The sequence below is a fragment of the Parapedobacter soli genome, from assembly GCF_025460835.1.
Lineage (GTDB): Bacteria > Bacteroidota > Bacteroidia > Sphingobacteriales > Sphingobacteriaceae > Parapedobacter > Parapedobacter soli.
The window spans coordinates 81,692-101,719 of sequence record NZ_JAMXAY010000012.1 but is presented as its reverse complement, the minus strand read 5'-3'; the positions used below and the strand labels follow the sequence as shown (position 1 = coordinate 101,719).

The following is a 20,028-nucleotide window of genomic DNA, read 5'->3' as shown; positions in this document are numbered from 1 at the left end:
ATTTTTAAATGGAAAATGGCTGGCTGACTTTTTCAGCAGGCCCTATTTTAGACACCGCTTGTCCCTCCACAGCAAAGTCGCTGATTGTGGCAATGGCATACCCTGCAGGATTTCCCTGGGCGTCCAGTGCTTCTGCCGCAATGATCAGATCGTCGCCATCGGGCGAGAAAGCGAAATCCTTGACATGCGGAACCATCGCCAGGCTTTTGCCTGTATGGTCCACCAAATGGAAGTCTGTACGGAGTAATGGCTCATCGGCCGATTTTACCAACACCCCCAAGGATTCACTGCCTGGCCTGAAGTCTGGTGTATTTTCAATCGCGTAGGATGTAGTGAAGCTATCGCTGGATTCGATGTTGTCGAAGCGATGGATATGGACGGTAGACTCGCTTTCAAAGGCGTCATAATCGAACCATAGGAACATGCTGCCGTCGGCCGAGACGTTGTACCCATACCCTTCTGAAAAGGCCTTTCGTTCGGTTTTATCCGCAAAGGAGTACACTATCAGCTCATCGGCCGAGGGGTACACCAATGTGCCTTTCATCGGCGGGTTTTGGCCGGTATCTCCCCGGTTATCGTCTTTGGTGCACGACATAAAAAAGGCAAAGGTGATGAACATAGTCAATGACATCTGCATTTCGGTAGTTTTTAAGAACTGTTACAAACATACGCAATCCGACAAGCCCGATAAATCCACGGAAACAAGGAGTTTTTTCAAAATAGGTGCCTACGTCCCGCCACTTAGGCTGCATATCGTGTAACAATCCTGGAGGCCCATACCATGGACCGGCAAGAGAGACGCGATACCCTTTGTCAGTGTACGCTTGCGGCGCCGTTGCTACCGTTGGTTGTGGACTCTCTTGCCCGGTGGTTTTTCTGCTGACTCCATCTGTTTTAACACGGAGACGGGTTCGGGATGTGCCGTACTGGGGTCAGGCCATACCGACATGGATTCATGTTGTGCCAATATGGGTCCATGTCGCGTCGACAGGGGTTCAGGTCACGCCGGTATGGGTTCAGGTCGNACCGACATGGATTCATGTTGTGCCAATATGGGTCCATGTCGCGTCGACAGGGGTTCAGGTCACGCCGGTATGGGTTCAGGTCGCGCCGGTATGGGTTCAGGTCACGCCGGTATGGGTTCAGGTCACGCCGGTATGGGTTCAGGTCACGCCGGTATGGACTCATGCCGCATCGGTATGGGTTCAGATTACGCCGGGCGGAATTCGTTCGGACGAGCGTTTAGACCGGCTACATTCTTCAGGGGTTCGGGTAGGCTTCATCCGGCTCCCTTTTGGTTCCACCTGGATTCGGTCGGGCACGTAAGTAAACCACGTGAGCTCCGTGTTGACCCATGGCTGTACCAGCTTAACTCAAAATGACCCTACTTTAGTCCAGCGTGGTACAACCTGAACCCAAGATAAGCTCACTTCAATCCAAGATGGCCCCACCGCAACCCAAGGCGACTTAACTGCAATCCCCTCAGCGTGCAATCGGCCCTGGGTGTGTTAGGGATGAACCCTTGTCGGTTCCATATAAATCGTTGTCCATTTCACCTGAACCAGAGGAGGTGTCGCCCGAGTTCAGGTGGTAGAGGGACGGAACCAAGTTGTGTTGTACCAGCTTTGGGCCGGTGTTTCCTGAACCCATTGCGGTGTTTCCTTAATCCAATGACGGAGTTGCTATGGAGACATTCACTTTCCTTGCAATTTCCAGCATTTAGGATAGCAGCGCTCTGCTATAACGGACTTCGAGGTGTGTATTGGGTAATTGTTGAATCGCGTGTGTCGGATGCAACTTGTTGATAGGTGAGATTTGTTAACCTTAATTTGAGCCTTGCATTATACTTGTCGCATAGTTTTGCGCCACAGTGAACTTCTGGGGCTTCTACGTTAATATATAGTACGAATTGTTCTATGAACTTTATTTTTCTAACTGCGACAGGATTGTGCGTTTTTTCGTTTCATTAAAAATGTGTTACTTTACGCAAAATAAAGAACCAGTTTTTACCTGATCGCATCATGACGAAGAGTGATTTCCATCTGCAGGCATTGCGCGAAGGGCAGGAATCTGGCCTTCATCATTTCATGGCTATTTATGGTAAGCCGTTGCGGTTCTTTGCGTATTCATTGGTCCGTAAAAAAGAGGTCGCCGAAGAAGTTGTTTCCGATGTGTTTTATAAACTCTGGAGTAACCGTGAAAATTTCCATACTCCCCAAAATGTAAAAGCATTCCTATACATTGCCACCCGAAACGCATGTTATGACTTTTTGGATTCCCCTAAAAATAAAATCCAGTACGACCCTGAAATTACCGACGAGTTGGCCTATCCCCAAAAGGACTTGTTGTCGCAAATCATCGAAGTCGAATTGGTTGAATTAATCTATCAAGAGATTAATAACCTGCCTGAGCAGCAAGCTTCGGTGTTTAGGATGAGCTATGTGGAGGATTTGACCACCGAAGAAATCAGTGATAAGCTGGGTATATCCGCCAATGCAATCTTCCTAGCCCGCTCCCGCGCGCTTGCTAAGCTCCGCGTCGTTTTCAAGGATAAAAAGGCGCTCTGGTACCTGTTAATTCTATTGCCCTTAGTCGATCGTTGGGTAAACTAAAAAGATTTTCAGAAAAAATGTAAAATAATGTGACAGGTTTTGTCGTCGTTCCCGTTTCTATACCAACACGACTGAAAAAACTATGTTGGATACCCATTATATTGCAGAACTGTTAAAGAAAAAGCTTTCTGGTGCATTGTCTGCCTCAGAAGAAGCTGAACTCATGCGTTGGGCAGGCAGTGATGCGGTATACCAAGATTTATTAGCGCAAATTGAAGAAGGGAAAAGCATCGAGGAATTGGTGTTGCTGCGCTATGAGTTAGAACAGGGAGACGAGCAAGATTTTACCGATAAGCTTCGAAAAAATGTGGGCAGTCGCATTTCCGAAACTGATCCATCTTCCAAGCCGTACAGCATCCGACGAATGCTGCCTTATGCGGCTGCCGCGGTATTGCTGGTGGCGGGCACCGTATCCTGGATGATGCTTCGCGATGATGTGATATCTGTTGAAAATACCGTATATACAGAGATGGTGAATGATATCGCACCGGGTGGCAATAGGGCTATGCTCAAGTTAGCAGACGGACGAGTTATCACACTCGACGAAATCCAAAGGGGGATTGTTGTTGACGATGATGAGATTCTGTACGATGATGGTACGTCATTGCTGTCATTATCCCCGAGTGATGCCGATGTAGAACGGTTGGCGGTGCCTTTATTAGAATTGTCGACCCCCATGGGCGGTACCTATTATGTTGAGTTGCCGGATGGTACGCAGGTGTGGCTCAATGCCGCTACCACGTTACGTTATCCCGCCAAATTCGGATTAACGGAACGGATAGTAGAAGTAGAAGGCGAGGCCTATTTCCAGGTGTCACACGACGCCAATCGTCCTTTTAAAGTGAACAGTAGTGGACAGCTCATTGAAGTGTTGGGTACGGAGTTCAATGTTACCGCTTACCCAGATGAGGCAGGTGTCAAAACCACCTTAGTGGAGGGACGGGTCAAAATTCAGGCGGCCCCAGAGCAAGGAGCCTCAGCAAGCACAGACTTCATTACACTTGTACCCGGCGAGCAATCCTTTGTGGACAATGGTAATTTAGTAAAATCCCTTGTCGACGTCAGTGCTGTAACCGCTTGGAAGTCGGGTAAATTCCATTTTGACGGAAAGTCTTTCCAACAAGTTATGAATGAGGTCTCACGATGGTATGATTTAGATATCGTGTATCCCGGGGGTGTGCCATCCGGCCAATTGGTCGGTGATGCCTACCGCAGTCAAAACCTTTCGGTGGTGTTGAAGATGCTCGATGTGCTGGAGGTAAATTATGAGCTGAGTGTAGCCGATAAGAAATTAACGATATACGATAAAAAAGGAGGTAAGCCGTAGGTCTCTCGCAGACCGAGCTGACAAAACGTACAAGGAGACCGTAATGACGTAGGCTGGCGTCAAAAAAATAAGGGAAGTGCTACCAACACCTCCCTCAAACAGTCGGGATAGCGCTAAATACTTTAAACCATCCAAACTGTTCAAAGTTAATGAATAAGAATTACTTAGTGAGGGTAATGAGGTTACTTTTACTCTTTATGTTGGCAGGACTGCTGCATGTCAGTGCCGCGACAAATGCCCAAACGGTAACCCTGAAAGGAAATCGCCTTTCATTTGATAAGATATTGCAAGCCATCAGGCAGCAAACTGGGTACACCGTCTTCACCGCGGAAGCGGTAGTGAAAAACACCAAACCCATCTCTGTCGACGCTAAAAACATGCCCGTCGACCAATTTTTAGAAACGATTTTCACGGGGCTTCCGCTGGAGGCAACCATCGAAAATAAGACGATAGTGATCAAAAGAAAAAGCACTGTGGTGCCTGCTACCCGCAGCGATCGGACGCCTGAGATCGAATCGGTGCAACAACGGGTAATTTCGGGACAGGTCACCGACACCGAGGGAGCCCCCTTAGCGGGGGTGACGGTACGGGTGGCAGGAACCAATGCCGTGACCACAACGAATACCAGCGGCAGGTATGAACTCCAAATCCCCGAAGGCGGGACAACCCTCACATTTACCAATATCGGGCATGTCTCAGTCGAACACATTATCGGTACGCAGACTACGCTAGATGCCGTGCTGCAGAGCAGTGTAAGTGATCTCGATGAGGTGGTCGTGGTGGGTTATGGCACGCAAAAGAAACGAGACATCACCGGAACGGTTGCTTCACTTCCGATGGAACGGCTGGAAATGGCTCCAAACGTCAATCTGACCCAAGCCATACAAGGCGCGATCCCCGGCGTACAGGTCTCTACTTCGTCAGCCGGAGCCGCACCCTCGCAATCCGTCATGATGCGGGGCCGGAATTCCATAAAAGCCAGCACGTCCCCGCTGGTGGTCATCGATGGGATCGCCGGAGGGCTTGGCGACGTCAACCCCAACGATGTTGCTTCCGTCGAGGTGCTGAAAGACGCCTCCGCTGCGGCAATTTACGGATCCAGGGGAAGCAACGGCGTCATTCTCGTCACGACAAAATCGGGAAAGGGCGGAGACACCAAGATCCGATACAACGGCTATTATTCCATGCAGCGGTTTGCCAACCTACCGGACATCATGAAGGGAGAAGAATTCTACCGTTTCAAAACGGAACGGAATCCCGAAGCCTTCACCTCTTCGGAACTGGACATCTACGAATCGGGGGAATGGGTCGATTGGCTGGACCTGGCGCTGCGCAATGGAAAAAGCACGCAGCACAATCTTTCTTTTTCCGGCGGATTCAAGGAGACGCAATATTACATTTCCACCGGGATAACCGATGTAACCGGACTGGCCGTCAATGACGATTACCTGAAATTGACCTCCCGGATCAACGTGGATACCAAATTCAAGAACTGGCTGACCGTGGGTACCCGCACCCAGCTTGCCTACACCGATGCCGGGGGTATTGCGCCTACCTGGGATGGAGACCAGGGTGTATTCTGGATGAACCCGTTTACCAAAGCATACGACGAAAATGGCGAACTGACCATTTACCCATGGCCTGAAGACACCTATTTCCGCAATCCGCTGATGGGGACGCTTGCCAAAAATATTGACGAATCGTACCAAGTAGTATCCAATAATTATGCGGTGGTCGACTTTCCGTTTGTGAAGGGGCTGCAATACCGGATCAATGCGGGAATCCGGTTGGGGTTCTCCAACGATGCCACCTATTATGGGCGGAATACGCAGCGCGGACTTTCCAACAGCGGCGACGCCGCAACGAGCCGGGGATTGTCCAGAAACGTGGTGATCGAAAATATCATCAATTATAACCGGGAATTTGGCAAGCACAGTGTTTTCGCTACCGGACTTTACAGTTTTGAAAACTCCCGAAGCAACACCAACAGTGTGGACGCACAGGGTTTTCCCAACGATTTCCTGACCTGGTATTCCGCACCCCAGGCCGAGCTGGTTGTCCCCGGGTTTTCAAATACCGAAACCTCGCTGCTATCAAGCATGCTGCGCATCAATTATGCCTACGATAGCCGGTATCTGCTTACGCTGACCGGGCGCAATGACGGCTATTCCGGGTTTGGCGCGAAAACAAAATGGGGCTTTTTCCCTTCATTGGCTGTTGGCTGGAATATTTCCCGGGAAGACTTCTTCGGATGGAACGACGTGGTCAATGAGCTGAAACTTCGGGCTTCGATCGGGCTCAGTGGAAACCAGGCGATTTCGGCCTATGAGACCATTTCCCGTCTCTCTTCCGAGGATATCGTGGCCGGATCAACCACGCTGCCGGGGTACGTCCCCAGCAAACTGGGGCAGGACGACCTCGGCTGGGAGACCACAAGAACGTTGAACCTGGGCCTCGATTTTGGGATCCTGAACAACCGGATTATCGGAGACGTCAATTTTTACAAGTCGAACACCTTCGACCTGCTCCTTGACCGGACCATCTCTCCCATATACGGCGTAAGCTCCATCACCCAGAACATCGGGCAAACGGAAAACAAGGGACTGGAAGTATCGTTTACCTCCCGGAACCTCACCACGGAGAATTTCCAATGGGAAACCACCGGAAATATCTCTTTTGTAAAGAACAAAATCGTTTCCCTTTACGGGATGCTGGATGAAAACGGAAATGAAATCGACGATGTTGCCAGCACCTGGTTTATCGGAAAGCCCATTTTGGTGAACTACGGCTATAAATGGGACGGTGTCTGGCAATTGGACGAAGCCGAAGAAGCCAAGGCGTATGGAACCCAACCGGGATACATCAAAATCAAAGACGTCAGCGGCCCGGATGGTGTACCGGACGGCGTGCTTTCACCCGATTACGACCGGGTCATCATCGGGCAGCGGGATCCGAAGTACATCTGGGGAATGAACAATACGTTCTCCTATAAAAATCTGACAGTGAATGTGTTTATCCACGGCGTTCATGGCGTCACCAAAAACAACACCCTACTGAACGATACGGACGTAGATCAAGCCGTTCGGATGACCACCACCAAAAAGAACTGGTGGCGGCCGGATAACCCGACAAACGAATGGTACATGAACACATGGAATGCCAACCTTCAGGACGGGAAAAGCGCAGCTCCTTATGAACACGCAGGCTTTGTCCGGATCAAGGATGTTTCAATCGCATACGATTTCGCGAAAAGCGCTTTGTCGCGTTACGGTATCGGCAAATGCCAGCTTTACCTTACTGGCAGGAACCTCTTTACCCTCACCCGATTCGGGGGGATGGATCCCGAATTGAACGGACAGCGGAATATTCCCCTGCAAAAGGAATACGTGATCGGCTTAAATCTTGAATTTTAATTGTAAACGCTTCATAGTATAGCTAATGAAAAAGTTGTTAAACATTGCCTTTGTTTCCGCCATCGTATGGATTGCGGCAGGTTGTTCCCAGGGTTGGCTGGACGAAACGCCACCCCACTTGATCACCGCTGAAACCCTGTATACAAACCTCGATGGATTTGAAGCAGGCCTGAATGGATTATATTCACTGGTTAGAAGGGAAAGAGAAGCAGTTAATGGTGCCAGCAATAACCTGACTGCGATGATTGCGACCGTTGGAACGGACAATTTAGTCGCCCACAATTCCGCTTATATCGGCTCCATCACGCAAAATTGGAAAAGCCTGAACGTTTCCACCAATTCGGGCCTCTCAGGTGTTTTTCTGTGGTTATACAAAATCGTGAATGCCGCCAATACCATTATCAACCGGGCAGAAAGCGGAACGGAAGTTGACTGGACCGGCGGCGGTGCAACCCCCGAACAGAACAAAAACCGGGTCCTTGCCGAAGCCAAAGCATTGCGCGCATGGGCATACCGGCACTTAACGTTTTGCTGGGGCGATGTACCCCTGTCGCTGGAAGAAGCCCAGGGATCTGACATAAAAACGGACTGGGAACGTACCCCCCGGGCGGAAGTCCGCAACCAGATAAAAGCAGACTGGCTGTTTGCCGAGCAATACCTATCCGCAGAACCTGCCATACGCGGAAAAATTAGCAAAGGCGCTGTTCAGCATTATCTTTCCGAATTATACCTGACGATAGGCAAGCCCGACAGCGCGTTGTATTGGGCCGACCAGTGCATCAACACCCCGGCCTATAAACTGATTACCGAAAGGTACGGCGTGAAAAGCAATGAACCCGGTTCGGCTTTCATGGATATGTTTTATGAGGGCAATTCGAACCGCGAAGAAGGCAACACCGAAGCCCTTTGGGTATGGCAGTGGGAGTATAATGTGGTAGGAGGCGGCGGGAGCCTGATGCGAAGGGAATACAGCAACACCAATTTCAACAACCAAATCAAGATCGGCGGCATTGCGCCGCTGCAATACACCGTGGAGCGGGGCGGTCGCGGAATCGCACGTGCCCTTCCGTCGCAATGGGCCATTAATCTGTACGATCCCGATGACGTCCGCGGTTCCAACGACGCCATACGCACCTATTATATCCTGAAGGATGCCACCCAGAATGCGCCCGGCGAGGCCGACAGATTGCCCGCGGGGTATAATTACGGAGATACTGTTAAGTTGGATTGGTCGGAAGATCTGGTGTATACCACCAAGAGTTCCCGCAACGATTGGCCATTTATCCGGAAATGGGATAACACCATTTCCGCCGACCTGCAGGCATCTTTTCAGTATAACGACCAGGTTTATCTCCGGCTGGCTGAAACCTACCTGCTTAAAGCGGAGGCCCAGTTTAAACTGGGTAACAACGCCGGGGCAGCAGAAACCATCAACATCATCCGGAGAAGGGCGCATACCCATGACATATCGGCCACCGATGTCACCCTTGATTTTATCCTAGACGAGCGCTCGCGGGAATTGATTACAGAAGAACACCGGCGTTATACCTTGCTCCGGACGGGAAAATGGCTGGAGCGGGTACAAGCCCACAACTTTGCCGGCGGAAACCAGACTGCCACAGCGAGGGATACGCTGTACCCGATTCCCCAGGTGGTACTCGATGCCAACCTGACGAAAGAAATGCCGCAAAATCCAGGTTTTTAATCATGAAACGGAACCATATAATCCTGTCTGCCACGATCTGCCTGCTGGCGTTCGGCCTCCGTACGGCGGCCAACCAGATTGTGTATCCCTGGCGTGCCTGCCCGGCGATTGCACCGGTAGGCAAATCCATCGACATTCTCTATGACAACCCGGCGGCGCTGCCGGTAGACTCGATCATTCTCTCCGGGCCCTATAACCGGGTAGTCCTTTCTGCGGACACCGTCCAACGCGGGCGGTTCGAATACGATTCCTTCACCCGAGCAGCGGTCGGTACGCTGATCCGGATTACGATACCCGAGGGCACGCCCGAAGAACTGTACGACCTGATTGTCAAAAGCGGGGGCGAAACCAACGTCTCCAGGCGGTCGGTCAAGGTGCTCAACGCCTTCCGCAACCCGCATCGCTTCATCCACATCAGCGATCCGCATATGTCGCGGCAATGGGTCGGCACGCCGGAAAATGGATACGCCAAGGAACTGGAACTGCTCGATCGGTTTATCGAGGTGGCCAACATCATCCATCCCGAATACGTCATCGTCACCGGCGACATCATCCACGATTATACCCGTTTCGATGCCGATTCATTGGGTTGGGGCGGTGTCGTTCGCTCCGGATTTGACCATCCGCCGCTGGCGGAAGAGAAATACAAGAATTTCTTTGAAGGAGCGCATGGATTTTCGGGCGTTTACGGATTCGACGCCCCGGTGTTCTCCATCCCCGGCAACCACGATTTCTACGGCCCCAAGGCAGATGACTATACAGCCAAAGCCGCACAGTGGAATAAGTTAATGGGAAGGCGGGTGTATGGATTTTCGTACTTCGACACGCGTATTGTTGCCTCCGACGACTACCTCGGTGACCCCGTTATCGATATCCCCAATCAGGCACCGATGAGTGGACTCCAAGGGAGGCTTTTAGACGATTTCCTGAATATACATGGATCTGGCAAATTGCGTGTCATGGCGCAGCACCGTCATGACCGTGTGGATACCTCATTTATGAATCGCCACAGAATTAACATCCTACTCAACGGGCACAATCACCAGCCCCATGAAGAGTTTGTAGGCACGACGCCCACACTGAGTATCCGACCAGGCGCCGTTTGTAGGAGTGGGGAAATTGCCAACTGGGAGAAAATATTGGGTTTCTTTCGTCTATTCACGGTCGATGGCGACACGTTTCATTATACACCGCCCCTACGGTTCTGTGAAAATCCCACAGCACCTTACGACCAGCTTGTGATGAAGTTGACGCTCGAGTTTAGCAAGGATAATACTGGGTTGTCTGATTCCAACGAAGCGATACTAACTAACTGTTTTAATTTGGATCTTCCAGGTTGCCATGTTCGGTTTGTGATGCCCAAAAACAAAGACGGGTATCGCGTGACGGGCGGCGAGGTGTATCAAACCATCGAAAATTCGCGTGTGGTAGTGCTGGATGTTCGTGCAGATGTAAGCGCCAACAGTCATAAAACTGTAACTGTTTCTGCTCGCCGGTTGCCGGACGGCTGACATACCATGATACAATTCCTGGCCCGGATCGTCACCAGGCCAGGAATTAAGCCTTAGGGGTCTCCTCACTTGGAGCCGGTCTTCCGGTCCGTGTGCGCAGCGTGGGCCCTACCCGATTAGTGTCTACCTAGAGATCGGTATAGCACGAGCAGTAGCCCCCCGGCAACCAGCGCAATGGCCAGCCACCTGAATGAGTATCCCCAAACGGGCTGTCGGTCTGTCCTCGATTCGTGTTCCTGTGCGTGTGTATGCCTTGCTGAGGTATGATGCTGTGCCGATGATGCCGCATCCCGTTGGGCCGCTGTATGGTCAGCTAACACCTGGGTATGTTTGTTTGTTGAATGGGCTAAGAGAATGGCGGTTGCTTCGCCTTCAAATCCATAGACAGGGTGGTATGATACCGGCCCTGCCGGGAGGATGACAATGTCAGCTGATTCGGCAACCCATTGTTGCCAATACTGTCGGGTGGATTGTGCCGTCGCTTTTTCGACGTGTTCGATGGAAGTTGCTGTTTGTGTAAGGCTGCTGTCTTGTTGGGATATGCTCCGTAGGCGCTGGGTTTTGCAGGCACACAGCGATAAGAGTGCTAACAATAGTAATCGTTTCATAATCGTTTTCTTATTGATTAATCAACCCCGCCGGCGGAACAAAGTCTGCCGGCAGGGTTGGGGTTCATGGTTCCACGCTGTTCGTGGTTATCGGGCAATCTGTGATGCTGGCGCGCTCCAGTCGCTTACCCCCTGCGGATTGCGGGCGCGCACGCGGACGTAGTAGGTTACCGCCGGGGTAAGGTCGGCGATGATGTTATCGCGTTTGTTCCGGCCATTCCGGAATGAGGCGATTTCACCCCAGACGATTTCCCTATCGACCATGGTACCCACCTGGTACTCGAACTCCGTGGCATTAGGTACCGGGTCGAACAGCAGGGCCAGTTGTCCGCTCAGATGGCCATCTACGAGGCGGGCGCGTGTCGGGGTGGTTGGTACGGTGAGAACTTTGGGCAGGTCCTTCAGGCGGAACCCGGAGCTGAGCAATTTGTGCGTAACGCCGTTGCACGTGGTGTTTACATAAAAGGCCAATCTGCGTAGGACATCCACTAGCACCTTCTTACTGGCGTTCTTGGCTTCTGAGTCGTAGGGGCTACCCTTCCTGTTGGTAAGCTGCATCTTCTCGTCGTAATCAGCTAAGGCCAGTTCCAGTTCTTCCAGCGGTGGATTGGGTTCGGCAAAGAATTCCGTATTCCCACCTATTGCTTGGAGTACGGTGCTGGCGAGGTAACCCAAGTCAGCATCGCGGTAGTCACCATAATTGATTTTTACTTGTCGTTTCATGATTGAAAAAAATTAAAAGTTATTAAATGAATGAATTAATGGGTGTCCGGCGCCGATAGCCAATCGGCTACGGCATATAGGCTCCCGATGGGGCGCCGTTTCCGGCGCACCTGGTTTTCGGCATTACCCTCTACGGTAACCAGCCAGTTGCCCTCAATCTGATCTATGAACCCCACATGGGCAATGCGTTTCAACGTGGGGTAGTAGATGCCGAACACATCGCCATGCTTCATCGTCCCGCTGTGGCCACCTTTCGTCCAGACCGTCCGGCTGGCTGGGAAGAGTGCCGGGCTCCAGGGGTTGCGTGGCTGGGGGTACCCCGCCCTGCCGAAGCACCAGCTTACAAAGGCTGCACACCACGCGTGCCCCGGCCCGAGGCCGCAGTAGCGGAGGTACGCCTCCACACGGGTGCCGTCGTTGCGGCCGGAAGCCTCCCTTACACCCAGCTCGGCCAGGTAGATCGCGCGCAGCCGTTGGCGCGCATCAGCTACGGCCATTTCGCTGTTGGCGCCTGTGGGCGGAGCAATAGCTGGTGTATTTATAGCAGTACGATAAGGACCAGCATAAAGCCCCAGAACAACGAGCAGAACAAGCCCAGCAGCATAAGCAGGTGTTGCCATGGTTTCATCGGATTTAAGGGTTTAACCATAGAAGGGATCGCGTGACGTACCAGCGCTACCGTAAGTACACGGGCCATCAAGCCGGCAGCCAGTACCGCCGCGGCGGCAAAAGCCAACGCACTCAACAGGCCCAGGTCGAACGGTGCCGCGGTGGCATCCACCTGGCGGAGCAATGGTCCGCTGAAGGCGAATGCCAGCACTGCAACCAGCAACGCCGACACATTTCGTGCGATACGCCCACGGCTCCAATGGATGGTGCCGGTTGGGGCAGGTAATGGAATTGATTTTAACATGATTGTTGTTTTTAAAGTAATTAACTCGCTCCTACTCGTATTCGCAGGTTTTCGGATTTCCCCTGGTCGTTGCAACAGACATGGGCAAACATAGAACGGAAGCCGTGCGGGGTCAATTTTTTAGACAAGGATGAACTTACTTGTACTGAAATGAACTTACTTGCACTTCGGAAGCCGTTACTTCCGGCTCGGAAGCGATCACTTGCGGGGCGCAAGCCGTTGCTTCCGTTGCATCGGCTACAGCTTGTGTATCGGAAGCCGTTACTTCCGGCTCGGAAGCGATCACTTGCACTTCGGAAGCCGTTACCGGCGGGCCGCAAGCCGTTGCTTCCGTTGCATCGGCTATGGCTTGTGTATCGGAAGTCGTTGCTTCCGGCTCGGAAGCGATCACTTGCACTTCGGAAGCCGTTACCGGCGGGCCGCAAGCCGTTGCTTCCGTTGCATCGGCTATGGCTTGTGTATCGGAAGTCGTTGCTTCCGGCTCGGAAGCGATCACTTGCACTTCGGAAGCCGTTACCGGCGGGCCGCAAGCCGTTGCTTCCGTTGCATCGGCTATGGCTTGTGTATCGGAAGTCGTTGCTTCCGGCTCGGAAGCGATCACTTGCACTTCGGAAGCCGTTACCGGCGGGCCGCAAGCCGTTGCTTCCGTTGCATCGGCTATGGCTTGTGTATCGGAAGTCGTTGCTTCCGGCTCGGAAGCGATCACTTGCACTTCGGAAGCCGTTACCGGCGGGCCGCAAGCCGTTGCTTCCGTTGCATCGGCTATGGCTTGTGTATCGGAAGTCGTTGCTTCCGGCTCGGAAGCGATCACTTATGGGTCGCAAGCCGTTACTTGCGTTGCATCGGCTACGGCTTATGTATCGGAAGCCGTTACTTCCCAATCGGAAGCGATCACTTATTCTCCTTTTTTTTCCGTTCGGTGTTCAGTTTTTTGAACCCCAGGTGCTTCTTTTTACGTTCCGTCATCAACTCAATCACGTCGGATTTCAGGTAATAAGGCCGGCGGCCGATATTCAGGATAGCTTCCAGTAACTTGCCATCCACCTCGTTGTAGAAGGTGCCTTTGGAGATGCCGAAATAGTCGGTTAACCACGTGATGTCGACGTGCTCGGGGACTTCCTGGGTCGGTTGCTGCTCCAGTACCATCGGGCGGTGCTTTGGTATGCGGTCAGCGAGCAGGTCGTGGATTTTTTTGGTTTCTTCCAACAACTGGGTCAATGTCGTATTTGTTTCCATAATAGATAGTATAAATGATTCGAAAGCAAATATCATCCGTTATGCAGTTGGTGGGTAGTGGATTACGGACATTTCATACGGTTTATTCCGGACGGTAAGGTCCGATTACGGATAAGGTTTGTTCGGCGAAGCGATGTGCTTCCGATGGCAAGTGGTTCCATGCTTTGCGATAAGCCTTGGTGAAGGCCGAGGTGTCTGCGTACCCCAACAGGTCTGCCGTTTCTTGAACCGATACGTTTTCATTCCGTGATAAGAGCCGGTGGGCCGTCTCCATCCGCATGCGCTGGAGCATCTGACCGGGGGTGATGGTGCCGTCTGAGACGTTCCGAAATGCGCGGTTCAAGGTTTTCGGTGAGACGTGTAGGGCCGTCGCTACTGTTTCGACACTCAAACGCTCCTGGAGGAGCAAGGCGTGTTTGCAATGGCGGAGAAAGTCGCGGACGACTTCCTCGTAATTGCGCCTGGATGCGCTGGCTTTCCGGGTCCGGGCCAGCAGACGGTCGTAATAGGCCATGATGCGGTTCAGTTGGTGAAAGTGATCCAGCTCGGCGATCGCGGTTTCGTCGCCCGATTGGTAGGTAAGGGAGAGCAGGTAATTCGCTAATATATCGGGCAATTCATACCGTGGGAAAATCAGCGCTACTTGATGTGGCTGCATGGTGGCCGATACTTCGTTGATCAGCGGCAGTGCTTGCTTGATACGCTTGATCCACTCGGTAGCGGCGGCGAAACAAACCAATCGGTGTTTACCCGGCGCAAAGGCAACGGAATAATTGCCGTTACAGAGGTACAAAGCTTGGCAGTGGTTGGTTGATTGATTTAGTGGAATTGGGTCTGCACCGGTGCGTTCCATAAGGAGACTGCCGGTGACCAGCACGATAAGGTACAGGCCCGTTTCCGGTATTTCGACGGAAGCCCGGGTCGCTACGGGCAAATCCATGGTAACCACGGTTTGGGTATAATGGATGATCGTTGTCGTTTTGGTGGTTGCTGCCATTTCATCAGAGGCGGTCTGTACAGTAATCTTCGCGTCAGGATCGGACAAGGCCGGGAAACGTATCGCCACGGTCGGTGTCATGATAGATGTTTTTTGTTCAACAAGGTAAATCGGTGCGAGGAAGATAATGAATTTTGTTTTAAAACTGGGAGAAAACGAGGCGGAAAGTGGATTTATGCTTATCTTGCAGAGCAACTTAACGAGCTAAGCAATGAACCAGATCAGCATAGCATGATGGACAGCGAAATCATCATATATCAAACCCCTGACGGTAATATCAAAATAGATGTCCGATTGGAAGGAGAAACCGTTTGGCTGACGCAAGACCAGATGGCCACACTTTTTGGAAAGGGCAGAAGTACCGTAGCTGAACATATTGGAAATGTTTTTGAAGAGGGTGAACTGGAACAAAATCGAACTTGTCGGAAATTCCGACAGGTTCGTCAGGAAGGTAATAGAAAAGTCGAAAGGGAGATTGACCATTACAACCTCGATGTCATCATTTCCGTCGGTTACCGCGTGAAATCGCCTTTCGGAAAGATTCTTCTATCAGAAAATCAAAGATATTTACACCACCAGTATAGACTATGACCCTAAAGACGAAAAGACGGTTGAATTTTTTAAGGTGGTACAGAATAAATTGCTTTGGGCGATCAGCGAACAAACGGCTGCAGAATTGGTGTATCGTAGATCCAAAAGGAATTGGAGAAAGAACACAGCTTGAAGGAACTTGAGGCAGATCTTAAAAAATTTGAACCTAGGAAATGAGAAGGTAGGATAACCAAGTGATGTCGACGTGCTCGGGGATGGGGTGGGTCCGTTGTTGCTCCGGCACTATCGTGCGGTGCTTTGGTATGCGGTCAGCCAACAGGTTGCGGATTTTTTTGATTTCTTCCAACAAGCGGATCAATGTCGTATTTGTTTCCACAATAGATACGCATATGACTTGTGGGAAAAAACTGTTACCTTTGGATAAAGGAAAGCGATTAGCTATGCATGAAGTCATTATAAAATACAAGAGCCAGAAAACGCTCAAAGTTTTAACTGCGTTGGGGGAGTACTTGGGTTTTACTATTTCCGCCCCGGAAGTTAGGAATGAGGCAGCTACCTATTCGATTAATGGTGTGCCAGTAGAAATCGGCGATGCATCTATTGACATCCGCGAATTGGATACGGTATTCACGGGTAAAAATATAGATGCGGCATCATTGCGAAAATCGGCATGGCAGCGGAACGGATAATCTGCGATACCGATGTCATGATCGAGCTTTTAGACAGGGATAAAGCGAAACATGCGCAGACGGACCAACTTCTTGAAAAAATCGGTTTGGATAACATCCTTATCTCGGCTATCACCAAGATGGAGCTTATCAAGGGTACGGTTAACAAGGAACATAATCAACAAGTCTACAAAAAGCTGAAACGCCTTGACACTATTCTTCTTAGCCCCGAAATTACGATACGTGCCGTCGAACTATTGAATAATTATCACCTTAGCCATGGATTGGCTATACCTGACGCATTGATTGCTGCGACTGCGTTGGAAACCAAACTCAAACTGTTCACTTACAATCTTCGCGATTTTACGTTTATAAAAGGGTTGAATCTGTATACCTAAATTTTCAACTCCTCATCATGGAATTACCGTGTATGGTTACTATGATAGGCTTCGGTTCGATTAACCCTAATTAGAGGAACGAATGGAAAATGCGGAATATCATCGCAACCTACTCAACGTTGAAAATAACATAAATGTTTTTTTTACACAAAAAACGAATTGCATGAATTTGAAAAGGATATTAGATACATAAAAGACTAGCGTTGCTATAACGTTTCTCTTCTCGCAAAATCACCAAATTTTAAGAGTATAGGGAAAAATACTGGCCAGCAATCGGCACAAAATTATTCTATTTTTCTAGAATGTTCAGTAATCGTAATCCTGCTTCTGTTATCCTATATCTTTGATTAGGATGAGTTGTGTTATTGGGAAATTCTTGTTCCACCCAACCACATTTGATCAATGGATCCAAATACTTCGCTCTATTTTTACTTTGATTGGTCAAGTTCATAGATTCAAATAATTCTTGTCTGCTCATGTATTCAAAAAGTACAGAAAGCATTTCCACTACACGATCATGGACATCGTCTGTCAATATTTCGAGAGCTGACTTGTGAGCTCCGTTACTAGCTCCGTTACTAAATTCCGTTAAATGGACTAAGTCCTTAAACTTCAGATCATCAACTCCGTTACTAGCTCCATTACTAATGTCAATCAGAGAGGGTAACACAGTCAAAAAACACGTACTTTGATCATCCGTCTCAAAAACAGGCTCTGGTGAACCGTTATTGCGCATGGCTCGATAAATAGTCGGAATAGTCACTCCGTAGCCACTATCTGAAATAGCAAAAAAGCAGCTGCCTACTCTATTTTACCCAGTGCCTTATTTAATTCATCAATCATAGCCGGCCGATGCTTATACATTGTCTTCCACCGAAGCATCTGTTGCATTAATGTTTCCTGACCGGAAACTAGGTCTTTGTAAAGGGATCGTACCGTATCGAGCAAGTTGCAGTACGCTTTACGGTTGTTTGCAGCTTCCGCGTGCTTGTCTAGGAGTGGTACGTACAAAGACAGCAGCTCCGTGGGATACGACTTATAGAGGTGTTTATGATAGGACAAAACAGTGTCTAAGTTCGTTTGTTGCCGTACCAGTGCAAATAGCCGTTCGAACAGCTGCTCCTCTACATATAACGGTCCGAGTTTTTGCAGTTCCCACTGCACTTCATCCACCCAAGCGTTAGCTTTTTTTCGCTTTTTGATCTCCTGTTGGATAGTAGCTATCTTGTCTTCAATAACCGAGTTCCATGCAGCATCCGTAAAGGTTGCCTTCCATTGCCTATAATATCGTTGATTGAAATAACCACTAAACGCAAATCGTTCGGTGTAGTAACGGACCATTTCGACATCGTCTTCCATTTCTGCTATTTGAAGCAACTTCACTTCCCAGCCATGTACGGTGCCGGGATGCCCTTTCTCTTCAGCCAAACGAATACCTTCTTGCAGGAGCACCTTCGCTTCGTCCAACTTTTTATTGTCAATAGCCTTTTCTACGAGCAGGTCCCTTACCTTTGGCAGGTCGATCTGTTGCTCCATCAGTTGTTGTGCTTCTTCTGTTCGATTGGACTTCTCCAAAACCCAGGCTTTCAGTTCAATGAAGAAACTACTCCCATAATCGAAGTCGTCGTTTCGGAATTCATCAATGGCAGCGTCGGCAAAACGAATGAAGTTGTCTACCTGTCCGATATCCACACAAAGTTGCGCATACAAATCGGCCATATCGTAACCGAAATTGCCATAGTCGAAGTAAAGCTCTTCCCCAAGTTCAGCTCTTAAATAATCCGCTACTTTTTCTTTCAGGCTCGTCGGGGCCTGTTGCGCGATGTCAGCCAATAAGGATATCGCGTTATCGATAGCATCACTTAAGTAGCCGCTGCTATCGTCGGCATAGGTAATGATAGGCATTACCTCATTTATAAACACCATGCAGACCTTGCTGGCGTCCAATAGGTTTTTTTGGGACATATAGTGTTCCCCTCGCATCAAAACTTTACCCAGTTCGCGCCCGAGCTTACCACTTGACCCATAATCGACAAACTGACGTTTGGTATATGACTTGGTTGTTTTACGTATCAACTCACGTATATGTTTTTCGACGTCGAAGTGATCATCCTTTTCCGCAAAGAAAAGTTCGAAATCGGATTTGAAGCTATTATTCGTTTTGCTGTATTGGAGGATAAAGGTTTTGAGCTCGTCGGCACTGATTCTATCCAGCAATCCGCGGAGTGCTAATTTCGGTTTCTTTTTGTTGGCCTTTTTCTTATCTACATCCGGACCGACCGTGTTTTCATCCCTGATAGCATACAAGACAGCGACGACATGTTTGCATAGGTCTCCATCATAGGGGCAGTCACATTGGTACTCGCTCACTACCCCACGTTTGTTTATCTCCACTTCCACGGAATACTCCTCCGACCCGGTAACCGTAGCGATCCATTCACCTTTTTCAACCTCTTCAAGAGATTCGACATGTTCGTTTTCAAAATACGCCCTTCCCCGTTGTAAGATCGGGCGTCCGATATATTCTTCAAATGATGCTAATTCCATACTTTATTTTTTGGCAAAATAAACAATCGTATAGAGAAATGGGGTGTCAAAAAGCATTAACGTGCTGCGTAGCCGTATCCTTATCCAGTGCACAGTGTGAAACCACATGGCATGTCAGAAGAAACGCTATCTTTGACTGAGGGAGAACTTTTCAGTTATGCATGAAGTCATCATAAATACAAATGCCAGAGTCCGACAAGATTCGATTACATTGCGGAGATACTTGAGGTTTACTATCCCCGATCCGAAAGCGAAAACTAAAGCGATTCTAGGAGCGAATGAAAGATAACCACCAGCTCATCAAAATAGCCGTAGTCGGCCCCGAGTCGACCGGCAAATCCACCATTGCGGAGCAGCTGGCCCGGCAGCTGGGTACGGTGTGCGTGCCGGAGTATGCGCGCGAATATTGCCGCCACCTCAACCGCGAATACACCTTACAGGATGAAATGAACATGTTCTATGGGCAGGTGGCCCTGGAGCGCAGCCTGGTGCCGCTGGCACAAAACAATATATTGGTTTGCGATACCATGTTCCTTACCATCAAAATATGGTGCGACCATCTTTTTGGCCAAACGCCGGATGAGGTGCTGGATGCACTTCAAGCAAGCTACTATGACCTGTATTTACTGTTGGATATCGACTTGCCGTGGGTGGACGACCCATTAAGGGACTTCCCCGACTTGCGCGAACATTTCATGGAAGTGTGGCATAATGAACTGAAAGCTCTCAACGCGAACTACCGGCTCATATCAGGGCTGGGTGAGGAGCGGCACCGGAATGCGCTGGAAGCTGTGAAAGGATTTCTGGATCTCAGATAG

General features: G+C 49.9%; 19 protein-coding genes and 1 pseudogene. 9 read left to right on the top strand and 11 right to left on the bottom strand.

Going from position 1 to position 20,028, the window contains the following annotated elements; all coding sequences use genetic code 11:
* Positions 1-4 precede the first annotated feature (4 nt).
* Positions 5-631 (bottom strand): hypothetical protein, encoded by a 627-nt coding sequence (locus NGM62_RS07525; protein WP_262246905.1) that lies wholly within the window; start codon positions 629-631, stop codon positions 5-7.
* Positions 632-2,021: 1,390 nt separating this feature from the next.
* On the opposite strand from NGM62_RS07525, the gene NGM62_RS07520 reads away from it, so the two are divergent.
* The 5 genes from NGM62_RS07520 (at position 2,022) to NGM62_RS07500 (ending at position 10,568) form a co-directional block, all read left to right on the top strand.
* Entirely contained in the window at positions 2,022-2,612 is a 591-nt protein-coding gene (locus NGM62_RS07520) for an RNA polymerase sigma factor (RefSeq protein WP_262246904.1), read from the top strand.
* 82 nt (positions 2,613-2,694) lie between these two features.
* Entirely contained in the window at positions 2,695-3,939 is a 1,245-nt protein-coding gene (locus tag NGM62_RS07515; RefSeq protein WP_262246903.1) for a FecR family protein, read from the top strand.
* Positions 3,940-4,115: 176 nt separating this feature from the next.
* Positions 4,116-7,352: a TonB-dependent receptor gene (locus NGM62_RS07510; RefSeq protein WP_262246901.1), complete on the top strand. Its 3,237-nt coding sequence runs from the start codon at positions 4,116-4,118 to the stop codon at positions 7,350-7,352.
* A 25-nt stretch (positions 7,353-7,377) separates the two neighbouring features.
* Positions 7,378-9,057, top strand: a complete 1,680-nt coding sequence (locus tag NGM62_RS07505) for a RagB/SusD family nutrient uptake outer membrane protein (RefSeq protein WP_262246900.1) — start codon at positions 7,378-7,380, stop codon at positions 9,055-9,057.
* A 2-nt stretch (positions 9,058-9,059) separates the two neighbouring features.
* Positions 9,060-10,568 carry a metallophosphoesterase family protein gene (locus NGM62_RS07500; RefSeq protein ID WP_262246899.1) on the top strand — a complete coding sequence of 503 codons (1,509 nt, stop codon included), beginning with the start codon at positions 9,060-9,062 and terminating at the stop codon, positions 10,566-10,568.
* A 116-nt stretch (positions 10,569-10,684) separates the two neighbouring features.
* On the opposite strand, the gene NGM62_RS07495 is transcribed toward NGM62_RS07500, so the two are convergent.
* From NGM62_RS07495 to NGM62_RS07465, 7 genes are all read right to left on the bottom strand, one after another.
* Entirely contained in the window at positions 10,685-11,176 is a 492-nt protein-coding gene (locus tag NGM62_RS07495; protein WP_262246898.1) for a hypothetical protein, read from the bottom strand.
* A gap of 87 nt (positions 11,177-11,263) precedes the next feature.
* On the bottom strand, positions 11,264-11,899 hold the full coding sequence (locus tag NGM62_RS07490; protein ID WP_262246897.1) for a fibronectin type III domain-containing protein: 636 nt from the start codon (positions 11,897-11,899) through the stop codon (positions 11,264-11,266).
* A gap of 35 nt (positions 11,900-11,934) precedes the next feature.
* A complete protein-coding gene (locus tag NGM62_RS07485) occupies positions 11,935-12,519 on the bottom strand; it encodes a CHAP domain-containing protein (protein WP_262246895.1) in 585 nt (194 codons plus the stop codon).
* Positions 12,438-12,812, bottom strand: a complete 375-nt coding sequence (locus NGM62_RS07480) for a hypothetical protein (RefSeq protein WP_262246893.1) — start codon at positions 12,810-12,812, stop codon at positions 12,438-12,440. The genes NGM62_RS07485 and NGM62_RS07480 overlap by 82 nt, the downstream gene beginning before the upstream one ends.
* Before the next feature lie 136 nt (positions 12,813-12,948).
* Positions 12,949-13,623, bottom strand: coding sequence for a hypothetical protein (locus tag NGM62_RS07475; RefSeq protein ID WP_262246892.1), 675 nt, complete (start codon positions 13,621-13,623; stop codon positions 12,949-12,951).
* An 80-nt stretch (positions 13,624-13,703) separates the two neighbouring features.
* Positions 13,704-14,048, bottom strand: a complete 345-nt coding sequence (locus NGM62_RS07470; protein WP_262246891.1) for a helix-turn-helix domain-containing protein — start codon at positions 14,046-14,048, stop codon at positions 13,704-13,706.
* Between the two features lie 82 nt (positions 14,049-14,130).
* Entirely contained in the window at positions 14,131-15,126 is a 996-nt protein-coding gene (locus tag NGM62_RS07465) for a helix-turn-helix transcriptional regulator (RefSeq protein WP_262246890.1), read from the bottom strand.
* Between NGM62_RS07465 and rhuM the strand changes: the two are divergent.
* A pseudogene (gene rhuM, locus NGM62_RS07460) lies at positions 15,010-15,769 on the top strand (RhuM family protein). The gene NGM62_RS07465 and the pseudogene rhuM overlap by 117 nt on opposite strands.
* Before the next feature lie 33 nt (positions 15,770-15,802).
* Here rhuM and NGM62_RS07455 read toward each other — a convergent pair.
* A complete protein-coding gene (locus tag NGM62_RS07455; RefSeq protein WP_262246887.1) occupies positions 15,803-15,973 on the bottom strand; it encodes a hypothetical protein in 171 nt (56 codons plus the stop codon).
* A 64-nt stretch (positions 15,974-16,037) separates the two neighbouring features.
* On the opposite strand from NGM62_RS07455, the gene NGM62_RS07450 reads away from it, so the two are divergent.
* Positions 16,038-16,286, top strand: coding sequence for a hypothetical protein (locus NGM62_RS07450; protein ID WP_262246885.1), 249 nt, complete (start codon positions 16,038-16,040; stop codon positions 16,284-16,286).
* Positions 16,268-16,663, top strand: a complete 396-nt coding sequence (locus NGM62_RS07445) for a type II toxin-antitoxin system VapC family toxin (protein ID WP_262246884.1) — start codon at positions 16,268-16,270, stop codon at positions 16,661-16,663. The genes NGM62_RS07450 and NGM62_RS07445 overlap by 19 nt, the downstream gene beginning before the upstream one ends.
* A 289-nt stretch (positions 16,664-16,952) precedes the next feature.
* On the opposite strand, the gene NGM62_RS07440 is transcribed toward NGM62_RS07445, so the two are convergent.
* Together NGM62_RS07440 and NGM62_RS07435 are read right to left on the bottom strand one after the other, a co-directional pair.
* Positions 16,953-17,426, bottom strand: a complete 474-nt coding sequence (locus NGM62_RS07440; protein ID WP_262246883.1) for a Fic family protein — start codon at positions 17,424-17,426, stop codon at positions 16,953-16,955.
* Between the two features lie 38 nt (positions 17,427-17,464).
* Positions 17,465-19,210: an SWIM zinc finger family protein gene (locus NGM62_RS07435; RefSeq protein WP_262246882.1), complete on the bottom strand. Its 1,746-nt coding sequence runs from the start codon at positions 19,208-19,210 to the stop codon at positions 17,465-17,467.
* A 278-nt stretch (positions 19,211-19,488) separates the two neighbouring features.
* Between NGM62_RS07435 and NGM62_RS07430 the strand changes: the two genes are divergently transcribed.
* Positions 19,489-20,028, top strand: coding sequence for an ATP-binding protein (locus NGM62_RS07430; protein WP_262246880.1), 540 nt, complete (start codon positions 19,489-19,491; stop codon positions 20,026-20,028).

Excerpts from the sequence above, each read along its gene's own strand:
- NGM62_RS07525 (WP_262246905.1), bottom strand. The coding sequence starts at position 631 with ATGTCATTGACTATGTTCATCACCTTTGCCTTTTTTATGTCGTGCACC.
- NGM62_RS07520 (WP_262246904.1), top strand. The coding sequence starts at position 2,022 with ATGACGAAGAGTGATTTCCATCTGCAGGCATTGCGCGAAGGGCAGGAA.
- NGM62_RS07515 (WP_262246903.1), top strand. The coding sequence starts at position 2,695 with ATGTTGGATACCCATTATATTGCAGAACTGTTAAAGAAAAAGCTTTCT.
- NGM62_RS07510 (WP_262246901.1), top strand. The coding sequence starts at position 4,116 with ATGAGGTTACTTTTACTCTTTATGTTGGCAGGACTGCTGCATGTCAGT.
- NGM62_RS07505 (WP_262246900.1), top strand. The coding sequence starts at position 7,378 with ATGAAAAAGTTGTTAAACATTGCCTTTGTTTCCGCCATCGTATGGATT.
- NGM62_RS07500 (WP_262246899.1), top strand. The coding sequence starts at position 9,060 with ATGAAACGGAACCATATAATCCTGTCTGCCACGATCTGCCTGCTGGCG.
- NGM62_RS07495 (WP_262246898.1), bottom strand. The coding sequence starts at position 11,176 with ATGAAACGATTACTATTGTTAGCACTCTTATCGCTGTGTGCCTGCAAA.
- NGM62_RS07490 (WP_262246897.1), bottom strand. The coding sequence starts at position 11,899 with ATGAAACGACAAGTAAAAATCAATTATGGTGACTACCGCGATGCTGAC.
- NGM62_RS07485 (WP_262246895.1), bottom strand. The coding sequence starts at position 12,519 with ATGGCAACACCTGCTTATGCTGCTGGGCTTGTTCTGCTCGTTGTTCTG.
- NGM62_RS07480 (WP_262246893.1), bottom strand. The coding sequence starts at position 12,812 with ATGTTAAAATCAATTCCATTACCTGCCCCAACCGGCACCATCCATTGG.
- NGM62_RS07470 (WP_262246891.1), bottom strand. The coding sequence starts at position 14,048 with ATGGAAACAAATACGACATTGACCCAGTTGTTGGAAGAAACCAAAAAA.
- NGM62_RS07465 (WP_262246890.1), bottom strand. The coding sequence starts at position 15,126 with ATGACACCGACCGTGGCGATACGTTTCCCGGCCTTGTCCGATCCTGAC.
- NGM62_RS07450 (WP_262246885.1), top strand. The coding sequence starts at position 16,038 with ATGCATGAAGTCATTATAAAATACAAGAGCCAGAAAACGCTCAAAGTT.
- NGM62_RS07445 (WP_262246884.1), top strand. The coding sequence starts at position 16,268 with ATGGCAGCGGAACGGATAATCTGCGATACCGATGTCATGATCGAGCTT.
- NGM62_RS07435 (WP_262246882.1), bottom strand. The coding sequence starts at position 19,210 with ATGGAATTAGCATCATTTGAAGAATATATCGGACGCCCGATCTTACAA.
- NGM62_RS07430 (WP_262246880.1), top strand. The coding sequence starts at position 19,489 with ATGAAAGATAACCACCAGCTCATCAAAATAGCCGTAGTCGGCCCCGAG.